This window comes from Bradyrhizobium sp. WSM1743 (assembly GCF_000473065.1).
Taxonomy (GTDB): Bacteria; Pseudomonadota; Alphaproteobacteria; order Rhizobiales; family Xanthobacteraceae; genus Bradyrhizobium.
In genome coordinates this window covers 1-17932 of record NZ_AXAZ01000003.1, presented here as the reverse complement: position 1 = coordinate 17932, position 17932 = coordinate 1, and the positions used below count along the sequence as shown (strand labels likewise).

Annotated in this window: 18 protein-coding genes and 3 pseudogenes; 9 read left to right on the top strand and 12 right to left on the bottom strand. The window is 65.1% G+C overall.

Annotation, left to right across the window (positions count from 1 at the left end):
* Positions 1–3: 3 nt before the first annotated feature.
* A complete protein-coding gene (locus YU9_RS0103885; protein ID WP_027571577.1) occupies positions 4–867 on the top strand; it encodes an ABC transporter permease in 864 nt (287 codons plus the stop codon).
* On the top strand, positions 867–1682 hold the full coding sequence (locus tag YU9_RS0103880) for an ABC transporter permease (protein WP_027571576.1): 816 nt from the start codon (positions 867–869) through the stop codon (positions 1680–1682). The genes YU9_RS0103885 and YU9_RS0103880 overlap by 1 nt, the downstream gene beginning before the upstream one ends.
* On the opposite strand, the gene YU9_RS0103875 is transcribed toward YU9_RS0103880, so the two are convergent.
* Entirely contained in the window at positions 1683–2018 is a 336-nt protein-coding gene (locus YU9_RS0103875) for a hydroxyisourate hydrolase (RefSeq protein ID WP_027571575.1), read from the bottom strand.
* A 26-nt stretch (positions 2019–2044) separates the two neighbouring features.
* On the opposite strand from YU9_RS0103875, the gene YU9_RS0103870 reads away from it, so the two are divergent.
* On the top strand, positions 2045–3241 hold the full coding sequence (locus tag YU9_RS0103870; protein WP_027571574.1) for an MFS transporter: 1197 nt from the start codon (positions 2045–2047) through the stop codon (positions 3239–3241).
* Positions 3222–4589, top strand: coding sequence for an amidase (locus tag YU9_RS0103865; RefSeq protein WP_027571573.1), 1368 nt, complete (start codon positions 3222–3224; stop codon positions 4587–4589). Before YU9_RS0103870 ends, YU9_RS0103865 begins: the two co-directional genes overlap by 20 nt.
* Before the next feature lie 40 nt (positions 4590–4629).
* On the opposite strand, the gene YU9_RS0103860 is transcribed toward YU9_RS0103865, so the two are convergent.
* Together YU9_RS0103860 and YU9_RS0103855 are read right to left on the bottom strand one after the other, a co-directional pair.
* Positions 4630–4884 carry a hypothetical protein gene (locus tag YU9_RS0103860; RefSeq protein ID WP_027571572.1) on the bottom strand — a complete coding sequence of 85 codons (255 nt, stop codon included), beginning with the start codon at positions 4882–4884 and terminating at the stop codon, positions 4630–4632.
* Positions 4881–5738, bottom strand: coding sequence for a helix-turn-helix domain-containing protein (locus YU9_RS0103855; protein ID WP_371259101.1), 858 nt, complete (start codon positions 5736–5738; stop codon positions 4881–4883). The genes YU9_RS0103860 and YU9_RS0103855 overlap by 4 nt, the downstream gene beginning before the upstream one ends.
* A gap of 458 nt (positions 5739–6196) precedes the next feature.
* On the opposite strand from YU9_RS0103855, the gene YU9_RS0103850 reads away from it, so the two are divergent.
* From YU9_RS0103850 to YU9_RS0103840, 3 genes are all read left to right on the top strand, one after another.
* Positions 6197–8074, top strand: coding sequence for an ATP-binding protein (locus tag YU9_RS0103850; protein ID WP_245266301.1), 1878 nt, complete (start codon positions 6197–6199; stop codon positions 8072–8074).
* A complete protein-coding gene (locus YU9_RS0103845) occupies positions 8071–8742 on the top strand; it encodes a response regulator transcription factor (RefSeq protein WP_027571569.1) in 672 nt (223 codons plus the stop codon). Before YU9_RS0103850 ends, YU9_RS0103845 begins: the two co-directional genes overlap by 4 nt.
* Before the next feature lie 106 nt (positions 8743–8848).
* Complete coding sequence (locus tag YU9_RS0103840; RefSeq protein WP_027571568.1) at positions 8849–9226, top strand: response regulator transcription factor; 378 nt, start codon at positions 8849–8851, stop codon at positions 9224–9226.
* A gap of 605 nt (positions 9227–9831) precedes the next feature.
* Here YU9_RS0103840 and YU9_RS40950 read toward each other — a convergent pair.
* The 3 genes and pseudogenes from YU9_RS40950 to YU9_RS45430 all read right to left on the bottom strand — a co-directional run.
* Positions 9832–10215: pseudogene (locus YU9_RS40950) on the bottom strand (alpha/beta hydrolase); the annotation flags it as partial.
* Positions 10216–10316: 101 nt separating this feature from the next.
* Positions 10317–10817, bottom strand: coding sequence for a Dps family protein (locus YU9_RS0103830; protein WP_027571567.1), 501 nt, complete (start codon positions 10815–10817; stop codon positions 10317–10319).
* 102 nt (positions 10818–10919) lie between these two features.
* Positions 10920–11054: pseudogene (locus YU9_RS45430) on the bottom strand (cytochrome b); the annotation flags it as partial.
* Between the two features lie 330 nt (positions 11055–11384).
* Here YU9_RS45430 and YU9_RS0103820 point away from each other — a divergent pair.
* Complete coding sequence (locus YU9_RS0103820; protein ID WP_027571566.1) at positions 11385–12245, top strand: alpha/beta hydrolase; 861 nt, start codon at positions 11385–11387, stop codon at positions 12243–12245.
* Between the two features lie 290 nt (positions 12246–12535).
* Here the strand turns inward: YU9_RS0103820 and YU9_RS50985 are convergent, their stop codons facing one another.
* The 6 genes from YU9_RS50985 to YU9_RS0103790 form a co-directional block, all read right to left on the bottom strand.
* Positions 12536–12697, bottom strand: coding sequence for a Rieske 2Fe-2S domain-containing protein (locus YU9_RS50985; protein WP_371259100.1), 162 nt, complete (start codon positions 12695–12697; stop codon positions 12536–12538).
* Entirely contained in the window at positions 12690–13394 is a 705-nt protein-coding gene (locus tag YU9_RS0103810) for an ABC transporter ATP-binding protein (RefSeq protein WP_027571565.1), read from the bottom strand. Before YU9_RS0103810 ends, YU9_RS50985 begins: the two co-directional genes overlap by 8 nt.
* A complete protein-coding gene (locus YU9_RS0103805) occupies positions 13387–14169 on the bottom strand; it encodes an ABC transporter ATP-binding protein (protein WP_027571564.1) in 783 nt (260 codons plus the stop codon). The genes YU9_RS0103810 and YU9_RS0103805 overlap by 8 nt, the downstream gene beginning before the upstream one ends.
* The gene (locus YU9_RS0103800) at positions 14169–15215 is read right to left on the bottom strand and encodes a branched-chain amino acid ABC transporter permease (protein ID WP_027571563.1); all 1047 of its coding nucleotides are present in this window, start codon (positions 15213–15215) and stop codon (positions 14169–14171) included. The genes YU9_RS0103805 and YU9_RS0103800 overlap by 1 nt, the downstream gene beginning before the upstream one ends.
* Positions 15212–16084 (bottom strand): branched-chain amino acid ABC transporter permease, encoded by an 873-nt coding sequence (locus tag YU9_RS0103795; protein ID WP_027571562.1) that lies wholly within the window; start codon positions 16082–16084, stop codon positions 15212–15214. The genes YU9_RS0103800 and YU9_RS0103795 overlap by 4 nt, the downstream gene beginning before the upstream one ends.
* 365 nt (positions 16085–16449) lie before the next feature.
* Entirely contained in the window at positions 16450–17604 is a 1155-nt protein-coding gene (locus YU9_RS0103790; RefSeq protein WP_027571561.1) for an ABC transporter substrate-binding protein, read from the bottom strand.
* 142 nt (positions 17605–17746) lie between these two features.
* On the opposite strand from YU9_RS0103790, the pseudogene YU9_RS49540 reads away from it, so the two are divergent.
* A pseudogene (locus YU9_RS49540) lies at positions 17747–17932 on the top strand (IS630 family transposase); the annotation flags it as partial.

Genomic DNA, 17932 nt, shown 5'->3' with positions numbered 1-17932 from the left:
CCCATGGGCGCAGCACCGGCATCACGGGACGTGACGTCCTACGGAATGGGATTGGCAGCGCCACTGGCGCTGTTCTTCCTGGTCTTCTTCGTCGCGCCGCTGCTGCAATTGCTCTGGCTCTCGCTGCACAACGACACGGTCGGGCTCCATTGGGGGCTCGGCCAGTACCTGCACTTCCTGACCGATCCCTTCAGCCTGGGCGTGCTCGGCTCGACGCTGCTGCTGGGCGCCGAGGTGACCGCCGTCTGCCTCGTGCTCGGCTTTCCCATCGCCTGGCTGTATCAGCGGGTCGGGCCAAAGCTACAGACCATCATCATCCTGATCGTGCTGCTGCCGCTCTTGACCAGTGTCGTGGTGCGGACCTTCGCCTGGATCGTCATCCTCGGACGCCAGGGCATCATCAACGCGACGCTGCAATCCCTCGGCATCATCGATACGCCGCTAAAACTGCTCTACACGCAGTTCGGCGTGGTGATCGCGCTGGCGCAGGTGCAGATGCCCCTGATGACGCTGCCGCTGATCACGGCACTCGGCCGCATCGACCCCAATCTCGACGATGCCTCCTGCTCGCTCGGCGCCGGGAGCTGGCGCACCTTCTTCCGGATCGTGCTGCCGCTGTCGCTGCCCGGCGTCATCGCCGGCTGCACGCTGACCTATGCCGCCGCGATCACCGCCTTCATCACCCAGTCGCTGATCGGCGGCGGGCAGATGCTGTTCATGCCGATGTATCTCTACCAGCAGGCTTCGACGCTGCAGAACTGGCCGTTCGCAGCCGCGATCTCGATCATCTTCCTGCTCGCCGTGCTCGCAGTCGTCTCGGTCTTCACCACGATCGGCCGCATGTCGCGCGGCTATGGAGACGCATGATGAGCGGCCGCAAGCGTATCTGGGAGGCGATCAGCTTCGAGCTCGTCATGACCGTGATCGCGGTGATCGCGCTTGTTATCATCATCGCGCCCTCGCTCGTGGTGCTGATCGTCTCCTTCACCAGCGGCTTCTCGCTGCGCTTCCCGCCGCCGGGCTATTCGCTGCGCTGGTACGCCGAATTGTGGAATGCCTGGCAGCTCCATTTCGCCGCCAAGAACAGCCTGATCGTGGCGCTGTGGGCGACAGGCCTGTCCGTCGCCCTCGGCGTCGCCGCGGCGCTTGCGATCTCGCGGTCGCGGATGCTGTCGGCACGGCTGCTCGATTCCCTCTTCATGTCGCCGCTGGTGCTCCCGGCGCTCGCCTTCGGACTTGCCGCCCTGATGCTGTTCTCGCTGGTCGGCCTGCCGGTGTCGCCGTTGACGCTGGTGATCGGCCACACCGTGGTCTGCGTGCCCTATGTCGTGCGCAACACGGTTGCAGCGCTCGCCCAGCTCGAGCCGACCCTGCTCGAAAGCTCGGCGGTGCTCGGCGCCAGCCGTCTCTATACGTTCCGCCGCATCGTGCTGCCGTTGATTCGGCCCGGCATCATCGCGGGCGCCTTCATCGCCTTCATGTCGTCCTTCGACAATGTGCCGGTCTCGCTGTTCCTGCGCGATGCCGCGACCGACATGCTGCCGATCCGGATGTGGCAAGATCTCGAAGGCAAGCTGGATGTCACCATCGCGGCCCTCTCGGGCGTGCTGATCATTGCCACCGTCGCGCTGGTCGCGGTGATGGAGCGCGTCACCGGCCTGTCGCGGCGGCTGACGAACTGATCAGGCGCCGCGGAACAGCGAATAGCCCCAGCGCGTGAATTTCAGCGGCAGATGAAAATGCTCGTCGACGTTCTTGATGCGGAAGCGGAACGGCGTCACGGTCAGGAAGTCGTCGCGCTCGCCAAAGAACTCGCCGAGATGAAACAGCACCTCATACTCGCCAGCCGTCACGCCGGCGCCTTGCGCGACGGCATGATCGAGCACGCCATTGCCACCGAGCCGTCCGTCGGCGATGCGCAGCGGGTCCGGGTCGATCCGCCAGATCTCGACGCGCAGCCCCTGCGCCGGGCGTCCGCTCGCCACATCGACCGCGTGAATGGAAATGCCGCCTGCCACGATGTTCCTCCCATGAGCACGCCGCCATGGTAGACGGAAACACGCTCGCTCGGCCAGCGCCCGCGTTGCTGCCGGCCTTGGGGGCGATGACCTCGCTGCAGGCCCTCGTCGCGCTGGCCCTGTTCGCGCCAGGCGTGGTCGCCCCGCGCGCCCATATCGAGGTCTGGCAGCTCTCGATGTTCTCCTGCGCTGTGTTTTCGGTCGGCATCCTCGCCTCGTTCTGGGGCGGCGGCTTCATCGCGCGCCTTGGCTCGCTGCGGATCGCCAGCCTGTGCGCGGCGGCCATCGTCGTCGGCATGGCACTGGCCTCGTTCGGAACGAGCGTCGCCTTGCTGGCCGCAGGCCTTTGCCTCGGCCTTGCCATGGGGCCCGAGACGCCCGCGAGCGCAGCGCTGCTGGCGCGGCTCGTCACCGCCGAGCGGCGCGCGTTTGTCTTCTCGGTGCGTCAGACCGGCAACCAGATCGGCGCGGTCTGCGGCTCGCTGGCCCTGCCCGCGATCGCCATCGCGTTCGGACCGGCCTGGTGCTACGCGGTAGTGGGCTTCTCGGCGCTGCTCGCGATCGCGCTGTTCGAATGGTTGCGGCCGGCCTACGCCGGCAAGGTCATCCCGCCGCCAAAGCTCGATCTGCGCGCCCGGCTGGGGCTGGTGACCGCAGACCGGCGCATCGCGACGCTGGCGCTGGCCTCGATGCCGTTCAGCGCGATGCAGGTGTCGCTCAACACAGTCTTCGTCACGCTCGGCACGCGCGAGCTTGGCCTTGGCCATATCGAGGCCGGCATGGCGCTCGCCGGCGCGCAAGCCGGCGGCCTCGTCGGCCGTCTCGGCTGGGGCTATGTGGCGATGCGCCTCGAGGCCTCGCGGATGGTTCTCGTCGTCATCGGTCTCGGCATGGCCTTCTGCGCCGCGCTGCTCGGCCTTAATGGCGGATCGCTCGGCCGCGGTGGACAGTTCATCATTGCCGCGTTGTTCGGCCTGACGGCGTCGGGCTGGAACGGCGTCTTCATCGCCGAGATCGCCCGCCTCGCCCCGCAGGACCGGATCGGCGAGACCACGGGCGCGGTGCTGACCGCATCCTATGCCGGCCTCCTTGCGGCGCCGGCGCTGGTGTCGATCCTGGATGGTGTGGCCAGCCTTGGCGTGGCCTTCTTCGCCTTGGCATGCCTTGCCTTCGGCGGCACATTGGCACTGATATGGGGAGGCCATGACAAAGCCGACAAATAGCGCGCGCGAGATTGTCGCCGACGTCGCCGCCGGGCGGACGAGCGCCGCCGAAACCGCGAAGGCCGCGCTCGCACGCATTGAGACCGCCAAGGCGTTGAAGGCGGTCGTCACGATCGATCCCGAACGCACGCTGGCCGATGCCGCAGCGGTCGATGCTTGCCTGCGTGCCGGCGAGACGATGCCGCTCGCCGGCGTCCCCGTCATCGTCAAGGACAACATCTGGGTCGGCGGCTGGCGCGTGACGCAGGGCTCGCGCCTGTTTTGCGATTTCATCGCGCCATGCGATGCCATTGCGATCGAGCGGCTGCGCAAGGCCGGTGCGGTCGTCGTCGGCATCGGCGCAACATCCGAGTTCGCCTGCAAGGGCGTCACCACCTCTCAGCTATTCGGCCCGACCCGGCATCCGCTCGATCCCGCGCTGACACCGGGCGGGTCGTCGGGCGGCCCGGCCGCGGCCGTCGCGGCCGGCCTCGTGCCGCTCGCGATCGGCACCGATGCCGGCGGCTCAAGCCGCAGGCCGCCAGCCCATGTCGGCGTCGCCGGCTTCAAACCGTCCTATGGCGCAATCCCCTATGGGCCGGGTTTCGCCGAGCCCTTCTTCGGCCTCTCCGTCATTGCTCCGATCGCATCCGATGCGGCCGATATCGCACTGGCGTTCGAAACTATGGTCGGCGCCGACCCGCGCGATCCGAACTCTGCCGTCGTTGCGCAGCAGGCCAAAGACATCGGCGGTCAGCGCATCGCGTTCTCGCCGCGCCTTGGTCTCGATGTCGCAATTGACGACGTCGTCGCGAATGGGCTCGCCTCCGCTGTCGACCGGCTTTCCGCGGCAGGTCTGCGCATCGCGCAACGCGATCCCGTCTGGCCGGCAGGCGCCACGGAGGATGCCTTCATGCCGCTTCAGCATGCGGGCCTGGCGGCGCTCTATGGCGATACCTTCCGTAAGGATCCGACTGTGTTCGATCCCGATGTCGCCAAGCAGATCGAGCGAGGTCTCTCCTGGTCGGGTGCGGACGTTGCCGGAGCGCTGCTCGCGAGCACCGCGGTCGCCAATGCCTTCGCAGCTTTCTTCACTGAGGTCGACCTGCTGCTGACGCCAACCGTCCCATGCGTCGCGTGGCCGCTGAAGCAGCTCGGCCCGGACATGATCGGCGGAAAAGCGGCAAGCCCGCGTGCCCACGCGGTGTTCACGCCCTTTGTCAATCATGCCCGCCTGCCGGCGATTTCGATTCCGTGTGGAACGGATCGGCGCGGGCTCCCCTTCGGCCTTCAGATCATCGCCGCGCGCGGACAAGACCGCTCGCTCCTCACAGCAGCGCAAGAGATCGAGGCTATCGTGCGAGCGTAAGTCCTGCCGTCGACCGGCATCGGTCCAGTGCCTGTCTCTTTCAGGTCTGCGGGACCGCTTCACCGATCGACCGTTCCATCGATGCCTGGTGTACGACACCTCCGACAACGATCCTGCAGAAGTTCAGCGTGAAGCGACCGTAGAGAGCGCCTAACCCGGATCCCGAGGACGCGAAGCGATAGGAGGCGCCGAGAACACGAGCGATCTCGAGCAATCCCATCAGTTCGTGGTGCGCCAGTGCCGAGTGAATGCCGAGCAGCGGCAGCAACAGGGCCTGCAGACCGGCGCCGCTCATGACGCCCTCGCTTCGGGGCGCGGCAGCGGCTGAGATTGCGCGAGACGAGCGCTCCTCCATTGGTATGGCGTATTGCCGGCGAAGCGTTTGAACACTGTCGTGAAATGAGCCTGCGTCTGGAACCCGACGCTCAAGGCGATGTCGACGAGCGAGACGTCAGCCCGCTGCAGCAATTCCTGAGCTCGCTCGATCCGCCGCTTCAGCAAATAGTCGTGCGGCCGCATGCCGACAGCTGCCCGGAACTGCGCGGCGAAGTGCATCCGGCTCAGGCCGGCAACGGCGGCCAGGTGCTGCAGGGTGACCTTCGCGTCCAGATTGTCGTCGATATATTGCATGACGCGCTTGAGGCGCCATTTTTGCAGCGACCGCACCACCCGGCAGGCTTGCCCTTCGCGGTCGCTCTCGACCGGCTCGGACAGGCCTCGTCCGTCCACCGTCCGCCGGCTGGCCTTGCGGGTCAGCATGGCCAGACGCAATGCGTCGACGAGAATGGCAGAATGCGGATGGTGCATGGCTTTGGTAGCGACGAGTGCATCCGAGAGGCGCCGCATCACCGGGTCGGTGAAGTCCTCCGCACCCGGCTCCCGATCGGACCCCGCGGATGCGTGCGCAAGACATTTCGCAGACACCCTGAAGCTCGGCCTGCCATCGCCAGATTCTCGCACGTCCGGCGCTGGCGGCTCGATGGCCAACGCAACATCGAGATGCACGAGGGAGAGCAGCACTGCCTCCTCGCCAGAGCGTGGCGTACGTCTCGATGGCCGCAGCCGCGGGCCCTCGATGGACGAGACGTCGACTGCGGCGGCGACAGGATCCTTGGCATTTTGCGAGCATGAAATCTGCAGCGACATCATCGAACCTCCTTGTCCCAATTCGCATCAGAAATGCCTGGCCGGCGTGTCCGAATGCGATGGGAGCAGAGTAGTTCGGCGATCCGTGCGCTCCATTCTACGCGCGGGTGCATGGATAAGGTCTCGGGTTAACCGCGTCATACGTAAGTATGATCCCGGGCGAGAGGGCGAGCGGAACACTTCGCCGGCATCTACAGACGCTCGAGTCCTGCGGCTCCGCCGGCCTGCGGTAAGTTGACGCGTCCGCGATCGGCAAAATCACCGATAAGCCCTATTCTGCAGGAGATTCTTGCTGTCGGAGCCCACGCCGGATTCAACTATCCACGAGGTCTTCCACGAGAGCACGAAAACCAGCTGGCGGGATATTGTGGGCGCGATCAAATCGCGGCATCAACGCGGCTGCAATGAGAAGAACCCCGCCTGCGACGATGACGAACCTTGATGAGCCCACGGGTTCATCCATGAGCCGCGCCGGCTTGCGGCTCTGGTCCGCCGTCCTCGCCCTGGCGGTCTTCATGGTCGACGTGCTGACGCCGCTCGAGGGCGCGGTCGCGGTTCTCTACGTCGTTGCGATCCTGCTTGCGGCGAGGACGAACCGGCGCACTGACATCATCGTTGCCGCGATCGGCTGTGCCGCCCTGACGATCACGGCATATCTGTTATCGCATGATCTCGAGCCCATCGCCTCACCGGCCCTTCGTGCCCTGGTGAGCCTCGCGGCCATCGCCATCACGACGCTGCTCGCGCTCCAGAATCATGCCGCAACCAATCGCCTGGCGGCGCAGGCGCGCCTGCTCAACCTCTCGCACGACATGATCTTCGTCCGCGATCGCGCCGGCGTGATCAATTTCTGGAACAAGGCCGCGGAGCAGACCTACGGCTGGTCGGCCGACGAGGCGCTCGGGCAGCTCGCCGACAGGCTTCTGCGAACCAGCTATCCCGACCGGAGGGAAGTCATCGAGGCCAGCCTGCTCGATACCGGGCGATGGGAAGGCAGGGTGGAGCAACGGACGAAGGCCGGCGCCACACTCGCCGTCGATGCCCGATGGGCCCTGCAGCGCGACCAGCTAGGCAAGCCCGTCGGCGTGCTCGAAACACACACCGACGTCACGGACCGCGTGGCGGCGCACAACGCGCTGGTGCAGAGCGAGCAGCGATACCGACGAATGTTCGATGCAAGCCGGATCGGCGTCGTCGAGGAAGACTGGAGCGGACTGCGGACCGCGCTGGATTCGCTACCGACCGGAGGGGCGGATCTGCGCGATTATCTGGCACGACATCCCGATTTCATCCGGGATGCCCGCGGGCTTGCCAGGATCATCGATGTCAACCCTGCCCTGCAGAAGATGGCGGCGGCAAGCAGCTCCGCGGCTTTCATCCAGAACGTGGACAAGCTGCTGGGCGAGAACGATCGCAGTTTCCTCGACGCGCTGGTGGCATTTGCGGAAGGCGACCGGTTTCACGAAGGTGAAACCGAGCTCGTGCGCCTCAACGGACGCAAGGTCCCCGTGCTGTTCACGATCACCTTTCCACCTCAGTCCGACGAAGATCACAACGTGCTCATCTTCGTCGTCGACATTACCGAGCGGCGGCAGGCGCAGGACGCGCTGCTCGCGGCGCAAGCCGAGCTCGCTCATGCTGCGCGCCTTGCCACTCTCGGCGAGCTCAGCGCATCGATCGCGCACGAGGTGAACCAGCCGCTGGCGGCAATCGTCACCAGCGGCGAGGCTGGATTGCGGTGGCTGCGGCGCGATGTACCCGATCTCAAGGAGGTTACGACGACGATCGGCCATGTCGTTGCCCAGGGCCGCCGCGCCAGCGAGATCGTGACTCGCATCCGGACCTTCCTGAAGAAGGCCCCGCCCCAGCGGGATATTCTGCAAGTCGGCGAGATCATCGAGGAGGCGACCGCACTGGTCGCGCGCGAGCTCGCCAAGGACGAGGTCGCCCTCACCGTCGAGTCGCAGCACGGCCTGCCGCCGATTCGCGGCGACCGGGTTCAGCTGCAACAAGTCCTGGTCAATCTTCTGATCAATGCCGGCCAAGCCATGTCCGGCCAGCCAGGTTCTCGCACCATCACGCTGCGTGCCGGCAGCGAGAACAGCGAGGCCCTCGCGATCACGGTGCAGGACAGCGGCCCGGGCATCCAGCCTGACGACCTGCCGCGCCTGTTTGATCCGTTCTTCACGACGAAGGATGGCGGAATGGGCATGGGGCTTGCGATCTGCCGAACCACAGTGGAAGCTCACGGCGGCCGATTGTCGGTGGCGAGCACTCCGGGCTCGGGAACGACATTCCACCTGACATTGCCACTCAGCCAAGAACACGCCTTGCCATGACACGACCAAACCAGGCGCAGCCACCGGCCCAACCCTCCAGCGCAATCGTGATCGTCGTCGACGACGACGAAGGCATCCGTGCCTCGCTCGACAGCCTGTTCCGATCCGTCGGCCTCCAGACGCGCCTGTTCGGCTCGCCGGCCGAATTGCTCGGCGGCTCGCTGCCCGACGGCCCCGGCTGTATCGTGCTGGACGTCCGCCTTCCGGGCGTGAGCGGGCTCGACCTGCAGAGCCAGTTCGTCCGGCAGGGCATCAGCTATCCAATCATCTTCATGACCGGCCACGGGGACATTCCGATGTCGGTGCGTGCCATGAAGGCCGGCGCCGTCGACTTCCTTTCCAAGCCGTTTCGCGACCAGGATATGCTTGACGCCGTAACGGCGGCGCTCGAGCGCGATGCGCAGCACCGTGCCGAAGCCGCCGCCAAGGAGGACATCCGCGCCCAGTACGAGACCCTGACGCCGCGCGAGCGCGAGGTGATGGGCCATGTCACCGCCGGCCTGATGAACAAGCAGGTGGCAGCACTGATCGGACTCAGCGAGATCACGGTCAAGATCCACCGTGGGAACGTCATGCGCAAGATGGGGGTTAGGTCACTGGCCGACCTCGTTCGCAAGGCCGAGGCGCTCGGAATCTCCCAAATCCGCAGGACTACGGACCAAACCTGAGTATAATTTCGGCGGGCCTGCCCTCGGGTGCATAAGGCGCCATCGGCCGCGCAACGGGAGATATCCTCTTTGCCTTGCGGAACACCGCGGTCAGGATTGTGCGCGAATGGCCAGGACCCCTGTGATTGCGATTGTGGACGACGACGAAGGCGTTCGCACTTCACTTGCGAGCCTGGTGCGTTCGCTCGGCTACGAGGCCGATCCCTACGAGTCCGGCGTGGACTTCTTGCAGCATGCGCCGGGAGATGATCCGGCATGCATGATCGCCGACGTGCAGATGCCGGTCGTCACCGGCGATGAGTTGCAGGCACAGCTGATTGCCGCCGGCCGCCGCTTCCCGATCATCTTCATGACGGCGTTTCCAAGCGAATCCGTGCGCCAGCGCGTAATGGCGGCCGGCGCGCATTCCTTTCTTGGCAAGCCCTCCAGCGGCGACGAGATCATCCGCTGTCTCGAAGCGGCGCTGGCCGGCCAGGCGGCGTAATCCCTCCATCCGTCCCCGCGCAACGGCCCTCATCCGTGCATTTCGGCAACCGGGTTGGTGGACCGGAAATACCGGCAGGCCCGGCAAACCTCATAATCGGCGTCGATTTTATCGACTTCGGCCGGGCACGCGCGCTAGCGGAGCGCCGTCGTCCACACTCTCAGGCGGCGACCCGACCTCGAAGCGCAAAGTGCCCCGTCCCGCGTGCTGTGCACGGGCCTCTCCTCAATCATGCGAAATGAGAAACGGCGGGGGTTCGTGAAATACTTCGGCTGCGGGATCGACGATTGTCTGCATGTGAAGTGACTGAGACCCCCAAGTCACCGCTCGAGCCTCCCTCCTCCTTGGGCATACGAGCATTCAGGGGCCGTCCTCCCCAAGGGACGGCCCCTTTTTTCCACAACACAACGCGCGACCGAGACTGTTTGGGACTTGCCGGCTCTAACGTCTGGTTGTCTTTCCTTCGCCGGACTGGCGCCCCTGAGCGTCAGCGCTTCTCCGATCGCGTTCGTCACGTTTCGGAGACAGTCAGGCCGGCGGGAGTGCTGTCTCGCCCGCCGTCCTTTCCTCCGCCGGCCGTGCGTCAGGACCGGCAGAATGCGGCATCAGCGAGTGGCCGGCTGATCGATGCTGCGTGCGGCGCGGGTGATGACAGCGGCCACTTGCTTCGGGTGCGACTCGTAGATCGAGTGGCTCGCGCCCGGGATCACCGTGGTGTGACTCTTGGCACGCTCGTAGTACCAGCGCTCCAGATCCGGATTGATGATCTGGTCGCCGCCGGCAACGATGCCCCAGCTCGGCTTGGTCTTCCACGCAGCCGCCGTCAATGGGGTGCCGAACACCTGCGCGGCAGCCGGGACCTGGGAGAGCGCAACGAACTCGGCACGCTCGCGCGGCAGATCGGGTGCAAACAGCTTCGGGAATTGCCATCGAGAAGAATGCCGGCGCATGGTCGAGCCGTTATAGGTGAGTGCGATGCCCATCTCCTCGGCAATCAGCCGCGGGGTCGACCGCGTCTGACCGCCGCGCCAGGCAATCTCGGTGTGGCGCGTAAATGTCGACCGCGTCATCATGGCTAACAACCTTGCGCTTACGAATTCGGACCGCTCCGCCCTGTCTCGTACAGGAACCAGACCCGCCGCTCTGTCTCGTCGATCCAGTTCTCCAGCAGGCTTGCGGTGGCGACATCGCCATATTCGTCGCAGAGCTCGTGGACCCGGCGCATTTCTCGCGTCAGCTGCTGATTATCGCTGCGCAGCTCGGCCAGCATATCCTGTGGATCGACATAATCCGCGTCGTTGTCGAGAATGCGCTGCTCGCGGGCGATGTGGCCGATCGAGCGCAGCGTGGTGCCGCCGATCTTGCGCGCACGTTCGGCGATCTCGTCGGTCATGGCGAAGATCTGCTCGGCCTGCTCATCGAGCAAGAGATGGTAGTCGCGGAAGTGACTGCCCGATACATGCCAATGGAAGTTCTTCGTCTTCAGGTACAGCGCGAAAACGTCGGCCAGCAGTGCTCGGAGCGCGGCTGGAACGTCACGGTTCGCATCGGCTCCCAGATCCGTCGGGCTTTGCAGGTCAGCTTTGGTCATGGTCGGCATCCTTGTTGGAGGGTCGGAGATTTCTAGCCAGACGGCGGGCAGCCGGTCTTTTCGTCACGAAGGATCTTTCCCGAATTGCACGCCCGCGGTGGCTCATTCGGTGGGCTTCATCCGCTCCCGCTGCGGCAGGGGCGAGATCGTCGCGAACACGCCATCGCGACGGACCAAGGCGTGGAACAGGGCTGCCGCCAGATGCAGCAGCACGAGGGCGAAGAACGCGAGGCCCAAGGCTCGAACGCTCTAATCTACCCGGCTGATTCATCAAGTCCCCTCGCAACGCGTCGGCCGCCTCGCGCTCGAACGCGCAGCTCTCCGCTTCAATGACACCAGGGAAACTTAACGGACCGCCGCCATGCCGATCTTCCCAAACGCACCGTCAATTTCGCGAAGGCACGGCTGCCGGGCGCGATAAGATACCAGCAGATGACACCCGTGCGTCATCGCTGCAGAATGCTGGCATGCCGAATGCATCACGCGAGGCAAGCCGGATTGCATCCGCGCGGAACAGCCGGACCAAATTGAACAAGGGTGCTATCCAGGGCCGCAATGGAGAGTTTCATGGTTGAAGACGCTCATTCGACAGTTCGGCCGCTCGACCCCCGCAGCAGGTGGTCCGAGCTGTCGCAGGCGGAACGCAGCGCCGCCTATGACAACAACGCGGCCGTCAAGAACAGCGCGGCCTTGATCGCCGAGCGCAACGAAGCCTCTGGCCGCCTGCGGGGCACGCTGAAGTCCCATCTCGACCTGCCCTATGGCGAGCGCGCCAACAACAAGGTCGACGTCTATCCGGCCGCGAAGCTTGATGCACCCTGCCTGGTGTTCCTGCACGGCGGCTATTGGCAGCGCAATTCGCGCGAGCTGTTCGCCATGCTGGTCGAAGGCGTCGCTGCGCATGGCTGGTCAGTTGCCATACCCGGCTATTCGCTGGCGCCCGAGGTGTCGCTCACCGATATCGTCGGCGAAATCCCGCGCGCGCTCGACTGGCTCGCCGCGCATGGCACGTCCTACGGCGTCGCCGGACCGGTCGTGCTGTCGGGCTGGTCCGCCGGTGCCCATCTCGTGGCGATGGCGCTGGATCATCCGAGCGTCAATGCCGGACTGGCGATCTCGGGCGTCTATGATCTCGCGCCGATCCGCGATACCGGCCTCAACAGCGCGCTGAAGCTGACCGATGCGGAAATCGTAGCGCTGTCGCCGCTGCGCCTGCCCGTGACGCCCAAGCGGCTCGACATCGCCTATGGCAGCAACGAGCTGCCGGCTCTCGTCTGCGATTCAATCGACTTCCATGACAGGCGCGCGGCGGCAGGAGCGCCGGGCAAGCTCATCTCGGTCGAAGGCGCCGACCATTTCACCATTCTCGAGGCGCTGCGCAGGCCGGACGGCATTCTGGTGGAGGCCGCTCGGCGACTGCTGGACTAAAAACTGCGAAAACAACCCCATGCACAGTAGAGATGCTGTTGTTTTCACAGGACGATTTTCCAAGGCAGATCGGCGCCGCCACCGCTTTGACTCGTCGGGCAAAACAGGAGCATAGTGCCATCATCGCACCGGCTGCCGCTCCTGCATCTCAATCCAGATTTGCTCGCCCGTGATCCGCACCGGATAAAGCCGTAGCGGCGAGCTCGGCCATCCCGAATTGATCGCCCCGTCGCGCAAATCGAACGATGCCGCGTGGCGCAGGCAATACAGCCGCCCCGCCCTCACCTGCCCTAGAGCCAAATCCCCTGTTCGTGCGGGCATGCACGTGCGCACGCAACAACATTGCCCTCGTTCCAGATCAGGAGCAGGTCGCGCCCGGCGACGCGGACGATCGTCTCCGCCTTCAGCCGGTCGAGATCGCAAACCGGAACCCATCCCGCCTGATCATCCACCGAGATAGGCCTTGCGCACGTGCTCGTTCTCGATCAGCTCGGGGCCGGCGCCTGACAGCACGATGCGGCCGTTCTCGAGCAGATAGGCGTGGTCGCACATCTCGAGCGCGGCGAAGGCGTTCTGCTCGACCAGCAGCACCGTGGTGCCGGCATCGCGGATGCCACGGATGATCGCAAAGGTGCGCTCGACGATGTTGGGGGCGAGCCCGAGCGAGGGCTCGTCGAACAGGATCAGCCGCGGCCGCGACATCAGCGCGCGCCCGATTGCGAGCATCTGCTGCTCGCCGCCGGAGAGCGTACCCGCCGCCTGCCGCCGCCGCTCGGCGAGCCGCGGAAATTCCGCGTAGATGCGGTCGCGATCGGCCGCGATCTCCCCCGAACCACGACGGAGGTAAGCCCCCATGTCGAGATTTTCCTCGACGCTCATGTGCGGAAACACGCGCCGTCCTTCCGGACAATGCGCAATCCCACTGGCCAGCACGCGCGGCGGCTTCGCACCGGTGATGTCGATGCCCTCGAACTTCATCTGCCCGGAGCGTGGCGGCACCAGGCCGGAAATCGCACGCAGCGCCGTGCTCTTGCCGGCGCCGTTGGCGCCGATCAGGGCGACCAGTTGTCCGGCCTTCACGTCGAGCGAGATGCCGCGCAGCGCGGTGACGCCGCCATAGCCGCAGACCATGTCGCGGATCTCAAGCATGTCCCACTCCATGTCCGAGATAGGCTTCGATCACGGCGGGATCGTTGCGGATCAGGTCCGGCGTTCCCTCTGCGATGATGCGGCCGTAGTTGAGCACGACGATGCGGTCCGAGACCGTCATTACCATCGGCATGTCGTGCTCGACCAGGAGAATCGTGATGCCGCGGTCGCGGATGCTGCGGATCAGCTCGACGAAACGGTGCGTTTCCGAGGCATTCATGCCGGAGACAGGCTCGTCGAGCAGCAGCATCGACGGCTCCGCCGCGAGCGCCAGCGCAACGCCGACCAGGCGTTGCTCACCGTAGGAGAGCGAGCCGGCCGCATCCTGCGCGCGGCGTTCGAGGCCGACCCATTCGAGCAACTCGCTCGCGCGCTGCCGCAGCCGACGCTCCGAGGCTCGTGCGCCCGGCAGGCCGAGGATGGCGTCGAGCAGCCGCACGCGGCCGCGACGATGCAGACCGATCAGGATGTTGTCGTAGACGGTATCATTCGGAAACACACTGGTGCGCTGGAAGGTGCGGATCAGGCCGAGATCGGCGATCTGATGCGGCTTCAGCCCGGTGAGCGTCCTGCCCTGATAGGTGACGCGGCCCGCGCTCGGCGTCAGGAATCCGGTCATGACGTTGAAGGCCGTTGTCTTGCCTGCCCCATTCGGGCCGATGAGGCTGACGATCTCGCCCTCGCCGACCGTAAAGCTCATGTCGGAAATCGCGACCAGCCCGCCGAAAAGGACGGCGACCTGATCGATGGTCATGGCAACGCTGCGCGCCGTCATCACGCCGGCTCCTTGGCAGCGGTTTCGGCCAAAGTGACGGACGCCAGCGCTGTCGCTTTGCTTCGTCGCCGGCTAAATCTCTGTGCAAGCGACGGCACGATGCCGCGCGGCAGCACGAACAGGATCGCGATCAGCACGCCGCCGTAAGCGATCCATTGCGCTTCCGGCGCCATCACGGGACGAAGCGCCACCGGCAGCAGCCCGAAGATCAGGCCGCCGACGACGGGACCGGCCAGCGAGCCCTTCCCGCCGCTGATGACCATGATCACCATGGTGACGGTGTTGATGAAGGCGAATACTTCAGGATCGATGATCCGAATGTAGTGCGCATAGAGGCTGCCGGCCGCACCCGCGATCGCGGCCGAGATCACGGCCGCAATCGTCAGAGTCCTAGTGACGTCAATGCCGACTGAGACGGCCAGCGTCTCGTTCTCCATCAGCCCCCGCATCGCGCGGCCGAAATGGGAGTGAACGAGGCGTGCGATCAGGAGATAGGCGATGAGCGCGACGGCCAGAACCAGATAGTAGTTCTGCATCTTGGTACGCAGCGTCAGCTCGCCGAAGCCGGGCAATGGCAGCGCGATGGAGGGGATGTTGGTCAGCGCCAGCGGTCCCTGCGTCAGCTCGACCCAGTTCAGCGCGACCAGCCGGACCACCTCGGCAAAGGAGATCGTCACGATGACGAAATAGGCACCGCGGACGCGGAACGAGAGCAGGCCGACGAAATAGCCACACAATCCCGCGACCAGGATCGCCAGCATGAGGCCTATTATCGGCGGCCAGGGCGCATGGACCAGACGAAAACCTCCGGGCAGGCCAATGTCGAAGCCGAGCGATGTCAGCGCGCTGACATAGGCGCCGATGCCGAAGAAGGCGATGTGACCGAGGCTGAGCTGGCCGGTGAAGCCGAGCAGCAGGTTGAGGCTCATCGCGCCGATGACGAAGATGCCGGTCGTGATCAGCGCGTTGAGCAGATAGGGATCGCGCAGCCAGAGCGGGACCGAGGCAAGTGCTGCGACGGCGAGGATGGTGATGATCGCCCTCATCCGACGCGCTCCGCGCGTGCGAACAGGCCGGTCGGCCGGAAGATCAGGACCGCGATGATGATGAGAAAGCCCATGGCGTCGCGATAGCCCGACGAGACGTAGCCGGCGCCGAGTTCTTCGGCCAGCGCCAGGATGAAACCGCCGATCACGGCGCCGGTGATGTTGCCGAGACCGCCGAGGATGACGATGGCGAAGGCCTTCACCGCGGCGAGATCGCCCATCTGCGGGAAGATGACGTAGACCGGTCCAAGCAGCGCGCCGGCGGCGGCGGCGAGGCTGGAGCCGATCGCAAAGGTCGAGGTGTAGATCATGTCGACATTGACCCCCATGAGCGAGGCCGTGTCGTGATCCTGGAACGTCGCCCGCATCGCGCGGCCGAGACTGGTCCGGTTGATCAGGAGATACGTCACCAGGATCAACATTGCCGCCGCAGCGAGCACGAACAGGCGCAGCCAGGACACCGACACCGGTCCGAGCACCAGCGGCGCTTCGGGAAACGGCGTTGCCACCGATTTGGCGACGCCACCCCAGATCCACAGCGCGCCCGACTGCATCGCGATCCAGGCGCCGATCATCACCAGCATCGTGGTGTCGATGTCGGAGCCGCGCAGCGGACGCAGCAAGGTCAGCTCGATGGCCGCCCCGAGCAGCCATCCGGCCAGCACGGCCACCGGCAGCGCGAGGAAGAAGTTCAGCCCGAGCTGCTGCACCACGATGAACATGATGTAGGCACCGAACGTGTAGAGCACGCCATGCGTGAAGTTAACGACGTTCATGATGCCGAAGATCAAGGTCAGCCCGATGCCCAGCAGCGCATAGGTGCCGCCGAGCACGAGCATGTTGATCAGATGCTGGAGGAATTCGCTCAAAGGCTGTTCTCGGATGTGTCGTAGCAAGATGGCGCTATCGCATGTGACAGAAGGCTGCCCCGCGTAGGAAGGCAGGGCTATCGCATATGGTGTGCACGATGCGGCGGCATCGGCACTGGGCTCCCTCTCCCGCTTGCGGGGGAGGGCTGGGGTGGGGGTGTCTCCGCGTTGGGATTGTCGAGGATTGCGGGCAATGTCCCTGCATGGTGAGAGCCCTCACCCGCCGCGCTCTGCGAGCGCGGCGGCCTCTCCCGCAAGCGGGAGAGGCGGAGCAAGCCGCGGACTGTTTTCGTGAATCCATATGCAATAGCCCCGCGTAGGAAGGCGAGAGCGTCGGTCTGCCGCCCTCGCCCAAGACGAACGCGCTAGAGCGTCTTCATCTCGACCTTGCCGTCGTTGATCTCGATGAGATAGACGTTCGGCTGGCTCTGCCCGCTCTCCTTGCCCTCGGGGCCGGACTTGCGGAACACGATGTCGCCGTTCAGCCCCTTGATGTTGATGTTCCAGAGCGCCGCCTTGATCGCGGCAGGCTCGGCCTTGCCGGCCTTCTCGATCGCGGCCGCCGCGGTGCGGATGCCGTCATAGCCACGGAAGCTTTCGGTGCAGCCGGCGAACTCGAAGCCACGCTTCTTCCATTCCGTGATGAAATAGTTGGTGGCTTCCGGGTTCGGCGTCTTGTCCGGGAACCAGGGCAGGAAGGTCGTCAGATGCATGGTGCCGTTGGCGGCAGCTCCGGCTTGCGCGATGATCTGGTCTGGGTTCTGCGAGCCGCCTGTTGTGATGATGCGCTTCTTCAGGCCCAGCGCAGCGGCCTGCTTGAAGATGAGGGTGAGTTGGTCGACTGCGGTCGTGACGATGACAGTCTCGGAATCCGAACTCTTGATCTTGGAGAGCTGCGCGCTCATGTCCTGCGCGCCCTGGTCCATGGTCTCGACGAGGCCGATGGTGATGCCCTTGTCCTTCATCATCTTGCTGAAGTCCTCGGCGGTGCCGCGGCCCCAATCGTTGTTGATGACCAGGAAATCGACCTTCTTCAGCGCGAGCTTGTCGACGATGCCCTTGAACGCGGCGGCCTCCACCGCCGAGGGCGGCGAGATGCGGAAGATGAAGGGATTGCCTGTTGTCGTGATCTTGCCGGAGGACGAGGTCTCCACCACCATCGGCGTCTCGTACTCCATCAGCTTCGGCATCACCGCAAGCGTCAGGCTCGAGCCCCAGGCGCCCATCAGCACCGGCACCTTGTCGCTGGTGATGAGCTTTTCGGCGACGGCGGCAGCTTCCGTCGGGTTGCTCTTGTTGTCCTCGATCACCAGCTCGATCTTCTTGCCGAGGATGCCGCCCTTGGCGTTGATCTCGTCGGCGGCGATCCTGGCGCCATTGACGACGTAAGTGCCCGATGCCGCGAACGCGCCGGTGAGCGGCTCGTTGACGCCGATCTTGATGGTCTGCGCCCCTGCCGTGCCGCCGAACAAGGCCGTCGCCAGCGCGATTGTCCGAACCAGTCCGAGTGCTCGTGTCATGTCGTCTCTCCAAATCCCACGCTGTTGATGTCTAGACGACCGATTCCGTGAAACCTGCGGACATGGAGCGGGCTGAATTGGTGGAACGGACGGGTTGTTGGCGGATTCCTCGTTTGCGGTCGGCGAAACGAGGAGCTGTACCATGGCAGGATGGCGGCGAGCGGTCGAACTGGCAATGAGTGATGAAGAGATAGCGACTTTGGCGGCTCTTTCGCGGTCGAGAACCGAGCTGGCGAGCCGGGTATCGCGAGCACAGATGCTCCTGGCGTATCGGGAGAATCCTTCGTTCTGCGCGGTGGGCCAAAGACTTGGGGTCCATCATCAGACG